This is a genomic window from Dactylosporangium sp. NPDC000244 (genome assembly GCF_040300725.1).
Classification (GTDB): Bacteria; Actinomycetota; Actinomycetes; order Mycobacteriales; family Micromonosporaceae; genus Dactylosporangium.
Genome location: NZ_JBEPEH010000070.1, coordinates 22,492 through 41,019, shown reverse-complemented (window position 1 = coordinate 41,019; position 18,528 = coordinate 22,492). Strand labels below are relative to the sequence as shown.

4 protein-coding genes are annotated in these 18,528 nt (G+C 75.6%); all 4 read left to right on the top strand.

Translation table 11 applies throughout. From position 1 onward, the window contains the following. On the top strand, positions 1-2,244 hold a 2,244-nt coding region (locus ABT369_RS54790; RefSeq protein ID WP_350626169.1), incomplete at its 5' end, for a type I polyketide synthase. A 42-nt stretch (positions 2,245-2,286) separates the two neighbouring features. Next, the gene (locus ABT369_RS54785; RefSeq protein ID WP_350626167.1) at positions 2,287-12,876 is read left to right on the top strand and encodes a type I polyketide synthase; all 10,590 of its coding nucleotides are present in this window, start codon (positions 2,287-2,289) and stop codon (positions 12,874-12,876) included. Between the two features lie 32 nt (positions 12,877-12,908). Next, on the top strand, positions 12,909-13,541 hold the full coding sequence (locus tag ABT369_RS54780) for a phosphopantetheine-binding protein (protein ID WP_350626165.1): 633 nt from the start codon (positions 12,909-12,911) through the stop codon (positions 13,539-13,541). 15 nt (positions 13,542-13,556) lie between these two features. After that, the gene (locus tag ABT369_RS54775; protein ID WP_350626163.1) at positions 13,557-18,494 is read left to right on the top strand and encodes a type I polyketide synthase; all 4,938 of its coding nucleotides are present in this window, start codon (positions 13,557-13,559) and stop codon (positions 18,492-18,494) included. Positions 18,495-18,528: the final 34 nt, after the last annotated feature.

Here is an 18,528-nt window from a genome sequence, read left to right as displayed (position 1 = left end):
CGGACCGCGCTGGAGTCCGGGCACCGGACGTTCGTCGAGGTCTCCGCGCATCCGGTGCTCACCATGGCGCTCACGCAGATCGTCGACGACGCGCACGTGCTGGACACTCTGCGCCGCGACGCCGACCAGCCGACCCGGCTGCTCGCCAACCTCGCGAAGGCCTGGACGCTCGGGCACCCCGTCACCTTCGACACCGTGCTGCCGCACACGGCGAGCGTGGACCTGCCGACGTACGCCTTCCAGCAGCAACGCTTCTGGCCCACCCCGGCCCCGCAGCAACCGGCCGCGGCCGACGGCCTCGACGCCGACTTCTGGGCCGCCGTCGAGCGCGAGGACCTCGCCGCCCTCGCCGACTGGCGCCGCCGCCGGGAGGCCCGCGCCGTGACCGACGGCCTCGCGTACCGCATCGCCTGGGACCCGATCCCGCGCCCCGAGCCGACCACCGGCCCCTCGACCTGGCTGATCGTCGCGGCCGGCCCGGACGACGGCCTGGCCGAGCAGCTCGAGCGCCGCGGCGCGCGGACGCACGTGCTCAGCCCCGGCTCGGACATCCCGGCCGACGTGGTGTTCGACGGGGTCCTGCACGTGGCGGACTCGCTCACCACGACCCTCGCGCTCGTGCAGACCCTCGGCGCGGCCGGCGTCGCGGCCCCCCTGTGGTGCCTCACCCGCGGCGCCGAGACCGACCCGGAGCAGGCCGCGATCTGGGGCCTCGGCCGGGTCGTCGCCCTCGAGCACCCCGAGCGCTGGGGCGGCCTGATCGACCTGCCGTCCACGCCGGACGATCGCGGCTGGGACCTGGTGTGGGCCGCGCTCACCGGCGCGCACGGCGAGGACCAGCTCACCATCGACGGCGGCGGGCTGCTCGGCCGGCGGCTCGTGCGGGCCGCGGCCGTCGAGCCCGACGCCGACGCGGAGCCCGAGTTCCGCGGCACCGTCCTGGTCACCGGCGGCACCGGCGCGCTCGGCGCCGAACTGGCCGCCTGGCTCGCCGAACGCGGCGCCGAACACCTGCTGCTGCTCAGCCGCCGCGGGCCCGGCGCGCCCGGCGCGGCCGCCCTCATCGAACGCCTGGAGGCCCTCGGCGCGCGGGTCACCATCGCCGCGGCCGACGTCGCCGACCGTGACGCGCTCGCCGCCGTCCTCGCCGCCGTCCCGGCCGACCTGCCCCTCACCGCCGTCTTCCACGCGGCCGGCGTCCTCGACGACGGGGTCCTCGACCGGCTCACCGCCGACCGCGTGAGCGCCGTCCTGCGGCCCAAGACCGTCGGCGCGCTCAACCTCGACGAGCTCACCCGCGACCACGACCTCAGCGCGTTCGTGCTGTTCTCCGCGATGGCGGCCGAGATCGGCAGCGCCGGCCAGGGCAGCTACGCCGCGGCCAACGCCTTCCTCGACGCGCTCGCCGAGCGCCGGCACCGCCGCGGCCTGCCCGCGACCGCCGTCGCCTGGGGCCCCTGGGCCGTCGACGGCATGGCCGCGGGTGACGCCGTCGTCGAGGAGCGCCGCAAGCGCAGCGGCGTCACCGGACTGCCGGCCGAGCGGGCTTTGGCCGCGCTGCGCCAGAGCCTCGGCCGCGGCGAGGCCGTCACGGTGGTCGCCGACATCGACTGGGAGCGGTTCGTGCCCGGCCTCGTCGCCGTGCGCCCCTGCCCGCTGCTCGGCCGGATCGCCCCGCAGGCCCGGCAGGCCCTCGCCGACCCGGCCGGGGACGCCGCCGGCGGCCCGGCGCTCGGTGCCCGGCTCGCCGGCCTCGCCCCCGCCGAGCGGGAGCAGGCCGTCGTCGACCTGGTGCGCGGGCACGCCGCCGCGGTCCTGGGCCACGCCTCGCCCGAGGCGATCGAGGTCGACCGGCCCTTCCGCGACTTCGGCTTCGACTCCCTCACCGGGGTCGAGCTGCGCAACCGGCTGATCGCCGCGGCCGGGGTCCGGCTGCCGGCGACCGTCGTGTTCGACTACCCCAACTGCGTCCTGCTGGCCGAGTTCGTGCGGGCCCTCGTCCTCGACGGTGCCGTGGCGGTCGACAACCCGGTCTTCGGCGACCTGGACCGGCTCGAGGCCACGCTGACCCGGGCCGCGCCCGACCGCAGCGCCCGGGCGCGGATCGCCGAGCGGCTCCACGCGCTGCTCGCCGCGGTCAACGCCGAGGACGGCGCCGGGGACGGGACGGTCACCGAGCGGATCGAGTCGGCGACGCCGGACGAGCTGTTCGACTTCATCGACCGCGAGCTGGGGGTGTCGTGATGGCCATCGCGAGAACGGCGCTGACGAAGGAGTTGACGGGCCGTGGCTGACGAGGCGAAGCTCCTCGAGTACCTCAAGCGGGTCACCGCCGACCTGCACCAGGCCCGCCAGCGCCTGCGCGAGGTCGAGTCCGGCCGGCAGGAGCCGATCGCGATCATCGCGATGAGCTGCCGGTTCCCCGGCGGCGTCGCCTCGCCCGAGCAGCTGTGGGACCTGGTCGCGGACGGCCGCGATGCGGTCGGCGACTTCCCGGCCGACCGCGGCTGGAACCTCGAGTCGCTGTACGACGCCGACCCCGACACCCTCGGCACCTCCTACGCGCGCCAGGGCGGCTTCGTCGACGGCATGGCCGACTTCGACCCCGCGTTCTTCTCGATCTCGCCGCGCGAGGCCCTCGCCATGGACCCGCAGCAGCGGTGGCTGCTCGAGGCCTCCTGGGAGGCCCTGGAACGGGCCGGGATCGACCCGCTGTCGCTGCAGGGCAGCCAGACCGGCGTCTTCGCGGGCAGCACCGGCCAGGACTACGGCGCCGTCGTCATGGGCGCCGCCGAGGGGCTCGAGGGCCACCTCATGACCGGCAACGCCGGCAGCGTCGTGGCCGGCCGCATCGCCTACACCCTGGGCCTGGAGGGCCCCGCGGTGACCGTCGACACCGCCTGCTCCTCGTCGCTGGTCGCCCTGCACCTGGCCGCCCAGGCCCTGCGCCAGCAGGAGTGCGGGCTCGCCCTCGTCAGCGGCGTCACCGTCATGTGCACGCCGGCCGCGTTCGTCGAGTTCTCCCGCCAGCGGGGCCTCGCCGCCGACGGCCGGTGCAAGGCGTTCGCCGCCGCGGCCGACGGCACCGGCTGGTCCGAGGGCGTCGGCGTCCTCCTCGTCGAGCGCCTCGCCGACGCCCGGCGCAACGGCCACCCGATCCTCGCCGTCGTGCGCGGCAGCGCGGTCAACCAGGACGGCGCCTCCAACGGCCTGAGCGCCCCGAACGGCCCCGCCCAGCAGCGTGTGATCCGCCAGGCCCTCGCCAACGGCGGCCTCGCGGGCGCCGACGTCGACGCGGTCGAGGCCCACGGCACCGGCACCACGCTCGGCGACCCGATCGAGGCGCAGGCGCTGCTGGCGACCTACGGCCAGGACCGCGAGCACCCGCTGTGGCTGGGCTCCATCAAGTCGAACATCGGGCACACGCAGGCCGCCGCGGGCGTCGCCGGGGTCATCAAGATGGTGATGGCGATGCGCCACGGGGTGCTGCCGAAGACGCTGCACGTGGACGAGCCCACGCCGCACGTCGACTGGACCGCCGGATCGGTGTCCCTGCTGACGGACGCGCAGGAGTGGCCGCGCGCCGGACGCCCGCGCCGGGCCGCCGTGTCGTCGTTCGGGGTCAGCGGTACCAACGCCCACCTGATCCTGGAAGAGGCCCCCGAGGACGCCCCGGCGGAGCAGCCCGAGGCCACGGCGACCCTGCCGGTCGTGCCCGTGCTGGTGTCCGGCCGCAGCGCCGCCGCCCTCGCGGAGCAGGCCGCCCGCTGGTCCGGGTCGCTGCCCGGCGACGCGTCCGCGCTGGACGTCGGCTGGTCCTCGGTCGCGACCCGCCCCGCCTTCGAGCACCGCGCGGTCGTGCTTGCCGCCGACCGCGAGTCCCTCGCCGCGGGCCTGAGCACCCTGAGCGGCGCGGTGTCCGGCGTCGCGACGCCCGGCCGCCGCGTCGGCGTGCTGTTCTCGGGCCAGGGCGCCCAGCGGGCGGGCATGGGTTCCGGGCTGCGTGACTTCCCGGTGTTCCAGCGGGTGTACGCCGAGGTGCGGTCGCATTTCGGTGAGCTGCCGGATGAGCGGGTCGACGAAACGGAGATCACGCAGCCGGCGTTGTTCGCGATCGAGGTTGCCCTGTATGAGCAGTTGAAGGCGTGGGGTCTCCAGCCGGCAGTGGTCGGCGGTCACTCGATCGGCGAGCTGGTCGCGGCGTATGTGGCCGGGGTGTGGTCGCTGGAAGACGCGTGCAAGGTGGTGGCGGCTCGGGCTCGGTTGATGCAGGCTTTGCCGGCCGGCGGGGGGATGCTGGCGGTTGGTGCTCCGGTCGAGGATGTGCCTGAGGGCGTGTCGGTGGCGGCGATCAACGGGCCGAACTCGTGGGTGTTGTCGGGTCCGGCCGAGCTGCTGCCCGAGTTCCCCGGGATCCGCACCAGCCGCCTGAGGGTTTCGCACGCGTTCCACAGCGCGCTGATGGAGCCGATGCTGGACGAGTTCCGCGCGGTCCTCGACACCGTCACGTTCAACGCGCCGCAGATTCCGATCGTTTCCAACGTCACCGGTGGGCTGATCGCCGAGTTCGACGCCGACTACTGGGTGCGGCATGTGCGTGGCACCGTGTTGTTCGCCGACAACGTGGCCGCCATGCGCGCCGAAGGGGTCGACACCTTCGTCGAGGTCGGGCCGGACGCCATTCTGGTACCGCACCTGCCGTCCGAAGACGCGGTCGTGGTCGCCTCGCTGCGGCGCGACCGCGACGAGGCCGCCGCGTTGCTGGCCGCGCTCGCCGGGCTCTACGTCAACGGGGTCCCCGTCGACTGGGACGCCGTCTTCGAGGGCACCGCGCCGCGCCGGGTGGACCTGCCGACGTACGCGTTCCAGCGCCAGCGCTACTGGCCCCGCCCCGGCCGCGGCATGGGTGGCGAGCCCGCCGCCATCGGCCTGCGCGCCGCCGAGCACCCCCTGCTCGGCGCCGTCGTCTCCGTCGCCCAGGCCGACGCCGTGCTGTTCACCGGGCGCCTGTCGCGCCAGAACACCCCGTGGGTCGCCGACCACGTCGTCTTCGACACGGTGCTGCTGCCCGGCACCGGCTTCGTCGAGATGGCCATCCGCGCCGGGGCGCAGGTGGGCGCCGAGCGGGTACGCGAGCTGACCCTCGAGGCCCCGCTCATCCTGCCGCCGTCCGGCGGGGTCGACATCCAGCTCTGGATCGGCCCGCCCGACGACACCGGCTGCCGCACCCTGACGCTGCACTCGCTGACCGACGACACCGCCGACGAGCCGATCTGGACCCGCAACGCCAGCGGCGTGCTCGAACCGGCGGCGACCGGCGACGCGAACTGGTCCGACTTCGCGCAGTGGCCCCCGGCCGGCGCCGAGGCCGTCGACACCGGCGACCTGTACCGCGGCCTCGCCGCCCAGGGCTACGACTACGGCCCCGCCTTCCACGCGCTGCGGGCCGGCTGGCGCCGCGGCGAGGACGTCTTCGCCGAGCTGGTCCTGCCCGAGGACCCGGCCGCTGAGGCCCGCCACTACGAGCTGCACCCGGTCCTGCTCGACGCCGCCCTGCACACGCTCGGCCTCACCAACCCGCCGCCCGCCGAGGAGAATCCGGGCACGCCGGTCGGGTACGGCCGCCTGCCCTTCTCCTGGAACGGAGTCAGCCTGCACGCGGCCGGCGCCGCCGCGCTGCGGGTCCGGGTCACGCCCACCGGCCGGGACAGCATCCGCCTCGCGGTCGCCGACGTGACCGGCGCGCCGGTCGCCGCCGTCGACCAGCTGGTGTTGCGCCCGGTCTCGGCCGACCAGCTGCGGGTCGCGGGCGCGGGGCACACCGACTCGCTGTACCGCGTCGACTGGACCCCGATCCCCGGCGCCCCCGGCACCGGCTCCGGCACCTGGGCGGTCCTCGGCGACACCCTCGACGCCGTCGCCGCCCCCGGCTACAAGGACGTGGCCGCCCTGGCCGCCGCCGTCCGGGCGGGCACCCCGGCCCCGGAAGTGGTGCTGGCCGCCTGCACCGTGGCCGGCGAGCCCGCCGACGTCCCCGCGGCGCTCGCCGCCGTCACGAACCAGGCCCTGCGCCTGCTGCAGGAGTGGCTCGCCGAGGACGTGCTCGCCGACACCCGCCTCGCCCTGGTCACGCGCGGCGCGGTCGCGACACCCGCCGACCCGGGCGTGTCCGACCTGGCCGGCGCCGCCGTAGCCGGGCTCATCCGCTCGGCCCAGTCGGAGAACCCGGACCGCTTCGTCGCGATCGACCTCGACGAGCACCCGGCGACCATCGCCGCGCTGCCCGCCGCGCTCGGCACCGACGAGCCGCAGCTGGCCGTGCGCCAGGGCACCGTGTTCGCCGCCCGGCTCGGCCGCGTGCCCGCCGCCGAGCAGCCGGCCCCCGGGTTCGACCCGGCCGGCACCGTCCTCATCACCGGCGCGACGGGCACCCTGGGCCGGCTCATGGCCCGCCACCTCGTCACCACCCGCGGCGCCCGGCACCTGATCCTCACCAGCCGCCGCGGCCCGGCCGCCGAGGGCAGCGCCGAGCTCGTCGCCGAGCTGGCGGAGCTGGGCGCGGCCGCCGAGGTCGTCGCCTGCGACGCGAGCGACCGCGACGCCGTGGCGGCACTGCTGGCGGGCATCCCGGCCGAGCACCCGCTGACCGCCGTCATCCACGCGGCCGGCGTCCGCGACGACGGCGTCATCTCCTCGCTCACCCCCGACCGCATGGCGGCCACCCTGCGCTCCAAGGCCGACGCCGCCTGGCACCTGCACGAGCTGACGGGCGGGCACCGCCTGGCCGCGTTCGTCATGTACTCCTCGCTCGCCGCCACCGCCGGCGGCCCCGGCCAGGGCAACTACTCGGCCGCGAACGCCTTCCTCGACGGCCTCGCGCACTACCGCCGCGAGCGGGGCCTGGCCGCGCTGTCGCTGGCCTGGGGCCTGTGGGCCGACCGCAGCGGCATGACCACCGAGCTCGACGACGTCCATCTCAGCCGGATCTCCCGCTCCGGCGTCACGGCGATGACGGCCGAGGAGGGGCTGGCGCTGTTCGACGCGGCCGACGCCGCCGGGGGACCGGCGCTGGTCCCGGCCCGCCTCGACCTGGCCGCCATGCGCGCGCAGATCGGGCGCGGCGCGGTGCCGGCCCTCTACCGGGGACTCATCCGCGGCCAGGTCCGCGCGGCCGCGGACATCGCGGCCGGCCCGTCGCTCGGCGAGCAGCTCGCGGCGCTGGGGGAGGCCGAGCGGCGCGGCGCCCTCGTGGAGCTCGTCCGGTCGCAGGCCGCCGCGGTCCTCGGCTACGCCGACGTGGCCGCGATCGAGGCCCGCAAAGCGTTCAGCGAGCTCGGCTTCGACTCGCTCACCGCGGTCGAGATGCGCAACCGGATGGGCTCGGCGGTCGGGCTGCGGCTGCCGGCGACGCTCATCTTCGACTACCCGACCACGCTCGACCTCGCCGAGCACCTCTCGGCCCAGATCGCCGGCACCGTCCAGCCGGTCCGGCCCGCCGTCGTGGCGGCCGCGAACACCGGCGACGACGCGATCGCGGTGGTCGGCATGGCGTGCCGCTACCCCGGCGGCGTCCGCAGCCCCGAGGAGCTCTGGCGGCTCGTCCGCGACGGCGTCGACGCCGTCGTCGAGCTGCCCGGCGACCGCGGCTGGGACCTCGAGTCGCTCTACAGCCCCGACCCGGACCAGCCCGGCACGTTCTACGCCCAGGCCGGCGGGTTCCTCGGCGGCGTCGGCGAGTTCGACGCCGACTTCTTCGGGATCAGCCCCCGCGAGGCGGTCGCGATGGACCCGCAGCAGCGGCTGCTGCTGGAGACGTCCTGGGAGGCGCTGGAGCGGGCCGGCCTCGACCCGCACGCGCTGCGCGGCAGCCCGACCGGCGTGTTCATGGGCACCAGCGGGCAGGACTACGGCACGCTGCTGGGCAACGCACCGGCCGGCGCCGAGGGCTACGGCCTCACCGGCATCACGTCCAGCGTCGTTTCGGGGCGCCTGTCGTACGTCCTGGGCCTGGAGGGCCCCTCGGTGTCGATGGACACCGCCTGCTCCTCCTCCCTCGTCGCCCTGCACTGGGCCTGCCACTCGCTGCGCCTCGGCGAGTGCGACCTCGCGCTGGCCGGCGGCGTGATGGTGATGGCCACGCCCGCCGCGTTCGTCGAGTTCTCCCGCCAGCGCGGCCTCGCGACCGACGGCCGCTGCAAGTCCTTCGCCGCCGGCGCGGACGGCACCGGCTGGGGCGAGGGCGTCGGCGTGCTCCTGGTCGAGCGCCTCGCCGACGCCCGGCGCAACGGCCACCCGATCCTCGCCGTCGTGCGCGGCAGCGCGGTCAACCAGGACGGCGCCTCCAACGGTCTTACGGCCCCGAACGGCCCCTCGCAGCAGCGCGTCATCCGCCAGGCCCTCGCCAACGCGGCGCTGAGCCCGTCAGAGGTGGACGCCGTCGAGGCGCACGGCACCGGTACGACGCTCGGCGACCCGATCGAGGCGCAGGCGCTGCTGGCGACGTACGGCCAGGAGCGCGAGCGTCCGCTGTGGCTCGGCTCGATCAAGTCCAACATCGCGCACACCCAGGCGGCCGCGGGCGTCGCCGGCGTGATCAAGATGATCATGGCGATGCACCACGGCGTCCTGCCGAGGACCCTGCACGTGGACGAGCCGACCCCGCACGTCGACTGGACCGCCGGAGCGGTCTCGCTGCTCACCGAGAACCAGGACTGGCCGTCCGTGGACCGCCCGCGGCGGGCGGCCGTGTCGTCGTTCGGGATCAGCGGCACCAACGCCCACGTCATCATCGAGCAGCCCGAGCCGTCGGATGCTCCCGAGCCGCCTCCCGTCACCGGACTCGTGCGGGGCGCGGTGGTCTGGCCGATCTCGGGCCGTTCCGCCGCGGCGGTCGCGGAGCAGGCGGCCCGGCTCGCGGAGGTCGCCCACACGGCGCCCGCCGAGCGGATCGCCTGGTCCCTCGCGACGACCCGGGCGGTGTTCGAGCACCGGGCGGCCGCCGTGGGCCGGACCGCCGAGGAGCTCGTAGCCAGCCTGAACGACCTGACGATCACCGGCACCGCGGGCCAGGGCGGCCGGGTGGTGTGGGTGTTCCCGGGTCAGGGGAGCCAGTCGGCCGGTATGGGGGCGGGCCTGTTCTCGTCGTGCCCGGTGTTCGCGGACGCCATCGTGGAGTGCCAGCTGGCTCTGGCGCCGTGGCTGGATGTGGACATCGCGGGCCTGCTGACCGGTGACGACACGGGTTGGCTGGACCGGGTCGAGGTCGTCCAGCCCGTGCTGTTCGCCGTCGGCGTGGCCCTGGCCCGGGTCTGGCAGCGCGCGGGTGTGAAGCCGCACGCGGTCATCGGCCACTCGCAGGGCGAGATCGTCGCCGCCCACGTCGCCGGGATCCTGTCGCTGGACGACGCCGCAAGGGTCGTCGCGGTGCGGGCGCGGGCGCTGAAAGACCTGAAGGGCACCGGCACGATGGCGTCGGTCCCGCTCTCCGCGGACGAGGTCACCCCGCTGCTGCCCGAGGGCGTGATCATTGCGGCCGTCAACGGCCCTCGGACGGTTGTCGTGGCGGGGCCGGTGGGCGCGGTCGAGGACCTGGTGTCGCGGGTGGAGCGGGCGAGGCTCATCTCCGTCGACTACGCCTCGCACCACCCGAGCGTCGAGCAGGTTCGTGCGCAGGTGCTCGCCGACCTCGACGGCATAACCGTGCGGCCCGGGCACATCCCGATGATCTCGACGGTCGCCGGGGCGACGATGTCCGCCGAGTACTGGATGGACAACCTGCGCCAGCGGGTCGAGTTCGAGGCCGCCGTGCGGACCGCGCTCGAGTCCGGGCACCGCACGTTCGTCGAGATCTCCGCGCATCCGGTGCTCACCATGGCGCTCACGCAGATCGCCGACGACGCCCACATCCTCGACACCCTGCGCCGCGACGCCGACCAGCCCACGCGGCTGCTCACCAACCTCGCGCACGCCCACTGCATCGGCCTGCCCGTCGACTACACCGCCGTGCTCGCCCCGGCGGCCCCGGTGGACCTGCCGACGTACGCCTTCCAGCGCCAGCGCTTCTGGCTCGACCCGCAGCCGAACCCGATCCACGACGTCGGCTCGGCCGGCCTGCTCGACGCCGGCCACCCGCTGCTCGGCGCCGCGGTCACGTACCCCGACGACGACCGGGTGCTGTTCACCGGCCGGCTGTCGGTGCGCACCCACCCGTGGCTCGCCGAGCACCGCGTGATGGGCACGATCCTGATGCCCGGCACCGGCTTCGTCGAGCTCGCCAACCACGCCGCCCAGCAGGTCGGCTGCCCGCGCGTCGACGAGCTGACGCTGCTCGCCCCGCTCGTCGTGCCGGAGCAGGGGGCGCTCGCCGTGCAGCTCGCGGTCGGCTCGCCCGACGGCGACGGCCGGCGCACGATCCAGCTGCACTCCCGGCCGCACGACGGCGCCGCGGAGCAGGCCCCGGCTGGCCAAGGGCTTCGGGGTGGGGACTGGACCTGCCACGCCACCGGCGTGCTCGCGCCGGCCGCGTCCGGGCCCGCCGCCGGCGCGTTCGACCTGAGCGTCTGGCCGCCCGCGGGCGCCACCGCGGTCGAGACCGACGGCTTCTACGCCGGCGTCGAGTCCACCGTCTTCGGCTACGGTCCGGCCTTCCGCGGCCTCAAGGCCGCCTGGACCCGCGGCGACGAGGTGTTCGCGGAGGTCGAGCTGCCGGTGGAGTACCGCGGCCAGGCCGACCCCTTCGGCGTGCACCCCGCGCTGCTCGACGGCGCCCTGCAGGCCATGCCGATCGGCGGCTTCCTCGGCCGGATGGGCGACGGCGGCGACCCCACCCTGCCCCGCCTGCCGTTCGCGTGGACCGGCGTGACGCTGCACGCCCGCGGCGCCGGCGCCCTGCGCGTCCGGCTCGCCGCCGCGGGCGAGGCCGGCGTCCGGTTCGAGGTCGCCGACCCCACCGGCGCGCCGGTCGTCACCGTCGAGTCCCTCATCATGCGGCCCGTGAACGCCGACGCCATCGGCGCCGCCTCGGCCCGCAACGACTCCCTGTACCGCGTCGACTGGACCCCCCTCGCCGTGCCCACCGGCCCCGTGCCCGGCACCTCGGGCTGGGTCGTGCGCGGCGACGACGACCTGGCGCTCTGCGCCGCGATGGAGGCGGCCGGCGCGCGCATCCTGCCCGACATCGACGCCGAGACGCCCGACGTGGTCCTGATCGCGGGCACCACGACCCACGACGTGCTCGGGCAGATGCAGGCCTGGCTCGGCGACGATCGGCGGGCCGACGCCCGGCTCGTCGTCGTGACCCGCGGGGCCGTCGCGGCCGGCGACTCCCCGCCGCACCTGGCCGCGGCGCCGATCTGGGGCCTGGTCCGCGCGGCGATGTCCGAGCACCCCGGCCGGTTCCAGCTCGTCGACGTCGACGAGCCGGGCGAGGCGCTCGCGGCCGCCGTCCACAGCGGCGAGCCGCAGCTGGCGATCCGCGGCGGGCAGGTGCTCGTGCCCCGGCTCGGCCGCGTGCCCGCCAACGCCGAGCGCACCGAGCGGTCGATCGACCCGGCCGGCACCGTCCTCATCACCGGCGGCACCGGCACCCTGGGCCGCATCCTGGCCGGCCACCTCGCGGCCGCCCACGGCGTCCGCCACCTGATCCTGGCCAGCCGCAGCGGCCCGGCCGCCGAAGGCTCCGGCGCGCTCGTGGCCGAGCTGGCCGAGCTGGGCGCGACCGCCGACGTCGTCGCCTGCGACGCCGCCGACCGGGACGCCCTGGCGGCGCTGCTGGCCGTCGTCCCCGCCGACCGGCCGCTGACCGCGGTCGTCCACGCCGCCGGCGTGCTCGACGACGGCGTGTTCACCGCGCTCACTCCGGACCGGCTCGACGCGGTCACCCGGCCCAAGATCGAGGCGGCCTGGAACCTGCACGAGCTGACCGCGGGCGAGGACCTGGCCGCGTTCGTCCTGTTCTCCTCCGCGGCCGCCACGTTCGGCAGCGCCGGCCAGGCCAACTACGCCGCCGCCAACGCCTACCTCGACGCGCTGGCCGCCCACCGCCGCGGCACCGGCCGACCCGCCCTCTCGCTCGGCTGGGGGCTGTGGGCGCAGGCCAGCGGCATGACCGGCCACCTGGACGACGCCGACCGGCGCCGCATGGCCGACCAGGGTGCGACCACGCTCAGCACGGAACAGGCGCTGGAGCTGTTCGACGCGGCGATCGTCCTGGACGCCGCGACGATCCTGCCGCTGCGCCTGGACCAGGCCTCGCTGCGGGCCCAGGCCGAGGCGGGCGCCCTCGCGCCCATCCTGCGCGGGCTGGTCCGCACCGGCCTGCGCCGCAGCGCCGACGGCGGCGCCGTCACCGGCGGCCCGACCCTGGGCCAGCGCCTCGCCGGCGTGCCCGAGGCGGACCGCGGCCGGGTCGTGCTCGACGTCGTGCGCACCCACATCGCGGCCGTGCTCGGCCACGCCTCGGCCGACGCCATCGACCCCGACCGGCTCTTCACCGACCTCGGCTTCGACTCACTGACCGCGGTCGACCTGCGCAACCGGCTCAACGCCATCTCCGGGCTGCGGCTGCCGGCGACGCTCGTCTTCGACTACCCGACCCCGGCCGCCCTGGCCGAGCGGCTCGGCTCGGAGCTCGTCACCGACGCCGCCCCGTCCACCCAGCCGGTCTTCACCGAGCTCGACGCGCTCGAGGGCCTGCTGTCGGCGGTGCCGCTCGACGACGCCGCCCGGGCCCGGTTCACCGCCCGCATGTACGAGCTGCTGGCCAAGGCCAGTTCCCCGGTCGGCCGCCTCGACGACGGGGCCGGCTCGCCCGACCTCGAGTCGGCGACCGACGACGAAGTCTTCGAGTTCATCGGAAAGGAATTCGGGATCTCCTGAGCCCATCCCACCGACGCTAGGAAGGTTCAGCAATGAACGAGCAGCGTTCCCGGTCGTTCCTGTCCCGCATGGGGCAGCGCCTGCGAGGCACCGCGGACCCGGACCCGAGCCCGGAGGGCGACGCCGCGACCCGGTCGTCGGACACCGCGGCGCTCGCGCGCGAGCTGGCGGCCAAGCCCCCGGCGGAACAGGAACAGGTGCTGCTCGACACCGTCCGCGAGACCGTCGCGGAGCTGCTGGGGCTGGGTCCGGCCGACGCCGTCTCGCCCGACGCGCTCTTCGCCGAGCTCGGCGTCGACTCCCTCGTCGCCTTCGCCCTGCGGGCCCGCCTGACCGAGGTGACCGGCCTGCGCCTGTCGGCGACGCTGGTCTTCGACTACCCGACCCCGGCAGCCGTCGCCGCGTTCCTGCGCGGCGAGCTGGCCGAGGGCGCCACCCCGTCGCTGCAGCCCCTCTTCGCCGAGCTCGACGTGCTCGAGGGGATGTTCGCGGTCGCCGTGCTCGACGCCGAGTCCCGGGCCCGGGCCCAGCGGCGCCTGCAGGAGCTGCTGAGCGGCATCAGCGAGACCCCGCCGGAGCACGCCGAGCAGAGCCGGCCCGACCTGGCCAAGGCGAGCGACGACGAGGTCTTCGACTTCATCGGCAAGGAATTCGGAATTCATTGAGATGGGTGGCAGCAGATGAGTGACGACGACAAGCTTCGGTACTTCCTCAAACGAGTGACGGCCGACCTGCACGACAGCCGCCGCCAGCTGCGGGCCGCCGAGGCCAAGCAGCACGAGCCCATCGCGATCGTGTCCATGAGCTGCCGCTTCCCCGGCGGTGTCACGACCCCCGAGGAGCTGTGGGACGTCGTGGCCGACGGCCGCGACGCCCTCGGCGAGTTCCCCGACTACCGCGGCTGGGACCTCGAGGCGCTCTACGACCCCGACCCCGACAAGCCCGGCAAGAGCTACACGCGCGTCGGCGGGTTCGTCGACGGCGCGGGCGGCTTCGACGCGTCGTTCTTCGGCATCAGCCCGCGCGAGGCGATGGCCATGGACCCGCAGCAGCGCTTACTGCTCGAGACCTCGTGGGAGGCGTTCGAGCGGGCCGGGATCGCGCCGAGCTCCGTGCGCGGCACCCAGACCGGCGTCTTCGTCGGCATGGCGACCGGCAACTACGGCCTCGGCGTCAACTCCATGCCCGAGGGCGTCGACATGTACGTCGGCACCGGCAACACCACGAGCGTCGCCTCCGGCCGCATCGCCTTCACGCTCAACCTCAACGGGCCCGCCGTCACCGTCGACACCGCCTGCTCCTCGTCGCTGGTCGCCCTGCACTGGGCCTGCCAGTCGCTGCGGCAGGGCGAGTCCGACCTGGCCCTCGCCGGCGGCGTCACCGTCATGTCGACGCCGGGCGTGTTCATCGTCTTCTCCCGCCAGCGCGGCATGTCCGTCGACGGCCGCTGCCGGGCGTTCGCGGCCGGCGCCGAGGGCACCGGCTGGGGCGAGGGCGTCGGCATGCTGCTGCTGGAGCGGCTCTCCGACGCCCGCCGCAACGGCCACCCGGTCCTCGCCGTCATCCGCGGCTCGGCCCTGAACCAGGACGGCGCCAGCAACGGCCTCACCGCGCCGAACGGCCCGGCCCAGCAGCGGGTCATCCAGGCCGCGCTGGCCAACGCCCGGCTGTCCCCGGCCGAGGTCGACGTCGTCGAGGCCCACGGCACCGGCACCACCCTCGGCGACCCGATCGAGGCCCAGGCGCTGATTGCCACCTACGGGCAGGACCGCCCCGCCGACGCGCCGCTCTGGCTCGGCTCCGTCAAGTCCAACATCGGCCACACCCAGGCCGCCGCGGGCGTCGCCGGCGTCATCAAGATGGTGAAGGCGATCGAGCACGGCGTGCTGCCCAAGACGCTGCACATCGACGCGCCCACCCCGCACGTGGACTGGTCCGCGGGCGCGGTGGAGCTGCTGACCGAGGCCCGGCCGTGGCCGGAGGCCGAGCGCCCGCGCCGCGCCGCCGTCTCCTCGTTCGGCGTCAGCGGCACCAACGCCCACGTCATCATCGAGCAGCCCACCGCCGAGGAGACCGAGCCGGCGGCCGAGCCCGAGGCCGCCCCGGCCCCGGCCGAGCCGCTGGTCGCCGGGCCGGTGGTGTGGCCGTTGTCGGGCCGCTCGGCCGGCGCCGTGCCCGAGCAGGCCGCCCGGCTCGCCGCGTTCGTGCGCGCCAACCCGGACGTGCGCGTCGAGGACATCGCGTGGTCGCTGGTCGCGGCCCGCTCGACGTTCGAGCACCGCGCCGCCGTCGTCGGCGCCGACCGCGACACCCTCGCCGACCGGCTCGACGCCATCGCGGCCGGTGTCCCGGCGACCGGCGCGGTGAGCGGGACCGCGACGTCCGGCGGCCGCCTGGTGTGGGTGTTCCCCGGCCAGGGCAGCCAGTCCGCCGGCATGGCCGCCGGGCTGCTGGGCACCTGCCCGGCGTTCGCCGACGCGATCGCCGAGTGCCAGACCGCCCTCGCCCCCTGGATCGACCTGGACATCCCCGCGCTGCTCACCGGCGCCGACACCGCCTGGCTGGACCGGGTCGAGGTCGTCCAGCCGGTGCTGTTCGCCGTCGGCGTCGCCCTCGCCCGGGTCTGGCAGCGGGCGGGCGCGAAGCCGCACGCGGTCATCGGCCACTCCCAGGGCGAGATCGTGGCCGCGCACGTGGCCGGCATCCTCTCCCTCGACGACGCGGCCCGGGTCGTGGCGGTGCGGGCACAGGCGCTCAAGGCGCTCAAGGGCACGGGCACGATGGCTTCCGTCCCGCTGACGGCGGACGAGGTGCCGGACGATGTGGTGGTCGCGGCGGTCAACGGCCCGCGCTCGCTCGTGGTGGCCGGGCCGCCGGACGCGGTGCAACGCCTGGTGGACCGGGTCGAGGGCGCCAAGCTGATTCCGGTCGACTACGCCTCGCACCACCCGAGCGTCGAGCAGGTCCGCGACCAGGTGCTCGCCGCCCTCGACGGCATCACCGTCCAGCCCGGCCACACGCCGATGATCTCGACGGTGGCCGGGGCGACGATGTCCGCCGGCTACTGGATGGACAACCTACGCCAGCGGGTCGAGTTCGAGTCGGCCGTACGGACCGCGCTCGAGTCCGGGCACCGCACGTTCGTCGAGATCTCCGCGCACCCGGTGCTCACCATGGCCCTCACGCAGATCGTCGGCGACGCGCATGTGCTGGACACCGTGCGCCGCGACGCCGACCAGCCGGAGCGGCTGCTGAGCAACCTCGCGCTGGCCCACAGCCTCGGCCACCCGGTCCGCTACGACGCGATCCTCGCGCCCGCCGGGACCGTCGACCTGCCGACGTACCCGTTCCAGCGCGAGCACTACTGGCTCGACGGCACCGGCCCGCTCGTGCCCGCGGCCACCGGCGAGACGGTGGGCGCGGACCCGTCGCAGCGCCGTTTCTGGGCCGCCGTCGACTCCGAGGACCTCACCCAGCTGGCCGAGGCCCTCACCGTCGACGACACCGACCTCATCGGCACCATCGACGCCCTGCGCCCGGCCCTGCCGGTGCTGCTCTCGTGGCGCAAGCAGCGCAACCGCCAGGCCGTCATCGACAACTGGCGCTACCAGGACACCTGGAAGCCGCTCGCCGGCGCGAAGGCGGCCCCGCTGCCGGGCACCTGGCTGATCCTCACCCCCGAGGCCGAGGCGGCGACCGCGTGGGAGCCCGCCATCGCCGCGGTCGTGGCCGAGCACGGCGGCACCGCGGTGACGATCCGGCTCAGCGCGGCCGAGCTGGAGCGCGACGGGCTGGCCAAGCGCCTGCTCGCCGTCGTGCAGCCCGAGACCGCCCCCGACGGCCCGCTGCCCGACGGCATGGTCGCCGGCGCGGACGTGACCGGGGTGCTGTCGCTGCTCGGCCTCGACGAATCCGCCCACCCGCGGCACGCGTCGGTGCCGATCGGGCTCTCCGCGACCGTCGCGCTCGTGCAGGGCATGGGCGACGCCGGGCTGCGGGCCCCGCTGTGGAGCCTCACCAGCGGCGCGATCTCGACCGGCCTGATGGACAAGCTCCGCTCGCCCGAGCAGGCGATGGTCTGGGGCTTCGGCCGGGTCGCGGCGCTGGAGCACCCGGACCGCTGGGCCGGCCTGATCGACCTGCCCGAGGAGGCCGACGAGCGCACGGGCGACCTGCTCGCCGCGGCGCTCGGCGGGCGGGCCGAGGACCAGATCGCGGTCCGCGCCGCCGGGCTCTTCGCCCGCCGCCTGACCCGGGTCGCCCTCGGCGACAGCCTGCCGCAGATGCCCTGGCAGCCGTACGGCACCGCGCTGATCGTCGGCGGCACCGGCGCCCTCGGCAGCCACGCGGCCCGATGGCTCGCCCGGCGCGGCGTCGAGCACCTGATCCTCGTGAGCCGCCGCGGCTCCACCGACCCGGACGCGCCCGCCCTGGAGGCCGAGCTGACCGAGCTCGGCGCCCGGGTCACGATCGTGGCCGGCGACGCCTCCGACCGGGCGCTGCTCGAAGGGCTGATCGAGGAGATCCCGCTCGAGTGCCCGCTGACGACCGTCGTGCACGCGGCGGCCACGTTGGACGACGCGCTCATCGCCGACCTCGGGCCGGAGCAGATGGAGCGGGTGCTGCGGGCCAAGGTCGACGTCGCCCGCCACCTGCACGAGCTGACGATGGACCTCGACGTGTCGGCGTTCATCCTCTTCTCGTCGTTCGCCGGCACGGTCGCCAGCTCGGGCGTCGGCAACTACGCGCCCAGCAACGCCTACCTCGACGGCCTGGCCCAGTACCGCCGCGGCCTCGGCCTGCCGGCGCTGTCGATCGCCTGGGGCGCCTGGGACGGCGGCGGGATGGCCGAGGGCGACTTCGGCGACGTCCTGCGCCGCCACGGCGTGCGCGAGATGGCCCCGGAGTCGACGATCGCCGCGCTGGAGCAGGCGATGGACTACAGCGAGACGTTCCTGACCGTCGCCGACATCGACTGGGAGCGGTTCTACACGGCGTTCACCGCGACCCGGCCCGCGCCGCTGGTGGGGGACCTGCCCGACGTACGCCACCGTCAGCCCGTCGTCGTGGAGGCCGCCGGCACCGAGGAGCACGGTCCGCTCGCGGCCCGGCTCAGCGCCCTGCCGCCGGCCGAGCGGCCCCGGGCCGTGCTGCAGCTCGTCCTCGGCCAGGTCGCGTCGGTGCTGAACTACCCCTCCGCCGAGGCGATCGACGACAACCGGGCGTTCCGGGAGCTGGGCTTCGACTCCGTCACCGCGGTCGAGCTGCGCAACCGGCTCGGGGCGATGACGGGCGTACCGCTGCCCGTCACGCTGGTCTTCGACTACCCGACGCCGGCCACCCTCGCCGACTACGTCTACGCCGAGGTGGTCGTGGACGAGTCGGTCCTGCCCGAGGCCGTCCTGGCCGACCTGGACCGGCTCGCCGACGACCTGCCCGTGATCGCCGGCGACGAGCAGGCCCGGATGCGGGCCATGATGCGGCTCCAGGCGATGCTCACCAGCCTCGAGCAGGCCGGCGACGACACCGCCGCCGGCACCGACATCAGCGCCCGGCTGGCCCAGGCCAGCGACGAGGACCTCTTCGCCCTCGTCGACGGCGACCTCGGCGTCTCCTGACCGCCGGCCCCCGACGACCCGTACCGCATCACGA

What these genes read in the sequence shown, in the direction of transcription:
- ABT369_RS54780 (WP_350626165.1), top strand. Translation starts at nt 12,909, where the DNA reads ATGAACGAGCAGCGTTCCCGGTCGTTCCTGTCCCGCATGGGGCAGCGC.
- ABT369_RS54775 (WP_350626163.1), top strand. Translation starts at nt 13,557, where the DNA reads ATGAGTGACGACGACAAGCTTCGGTACTTCCTCAAACGAGTGACGGCC.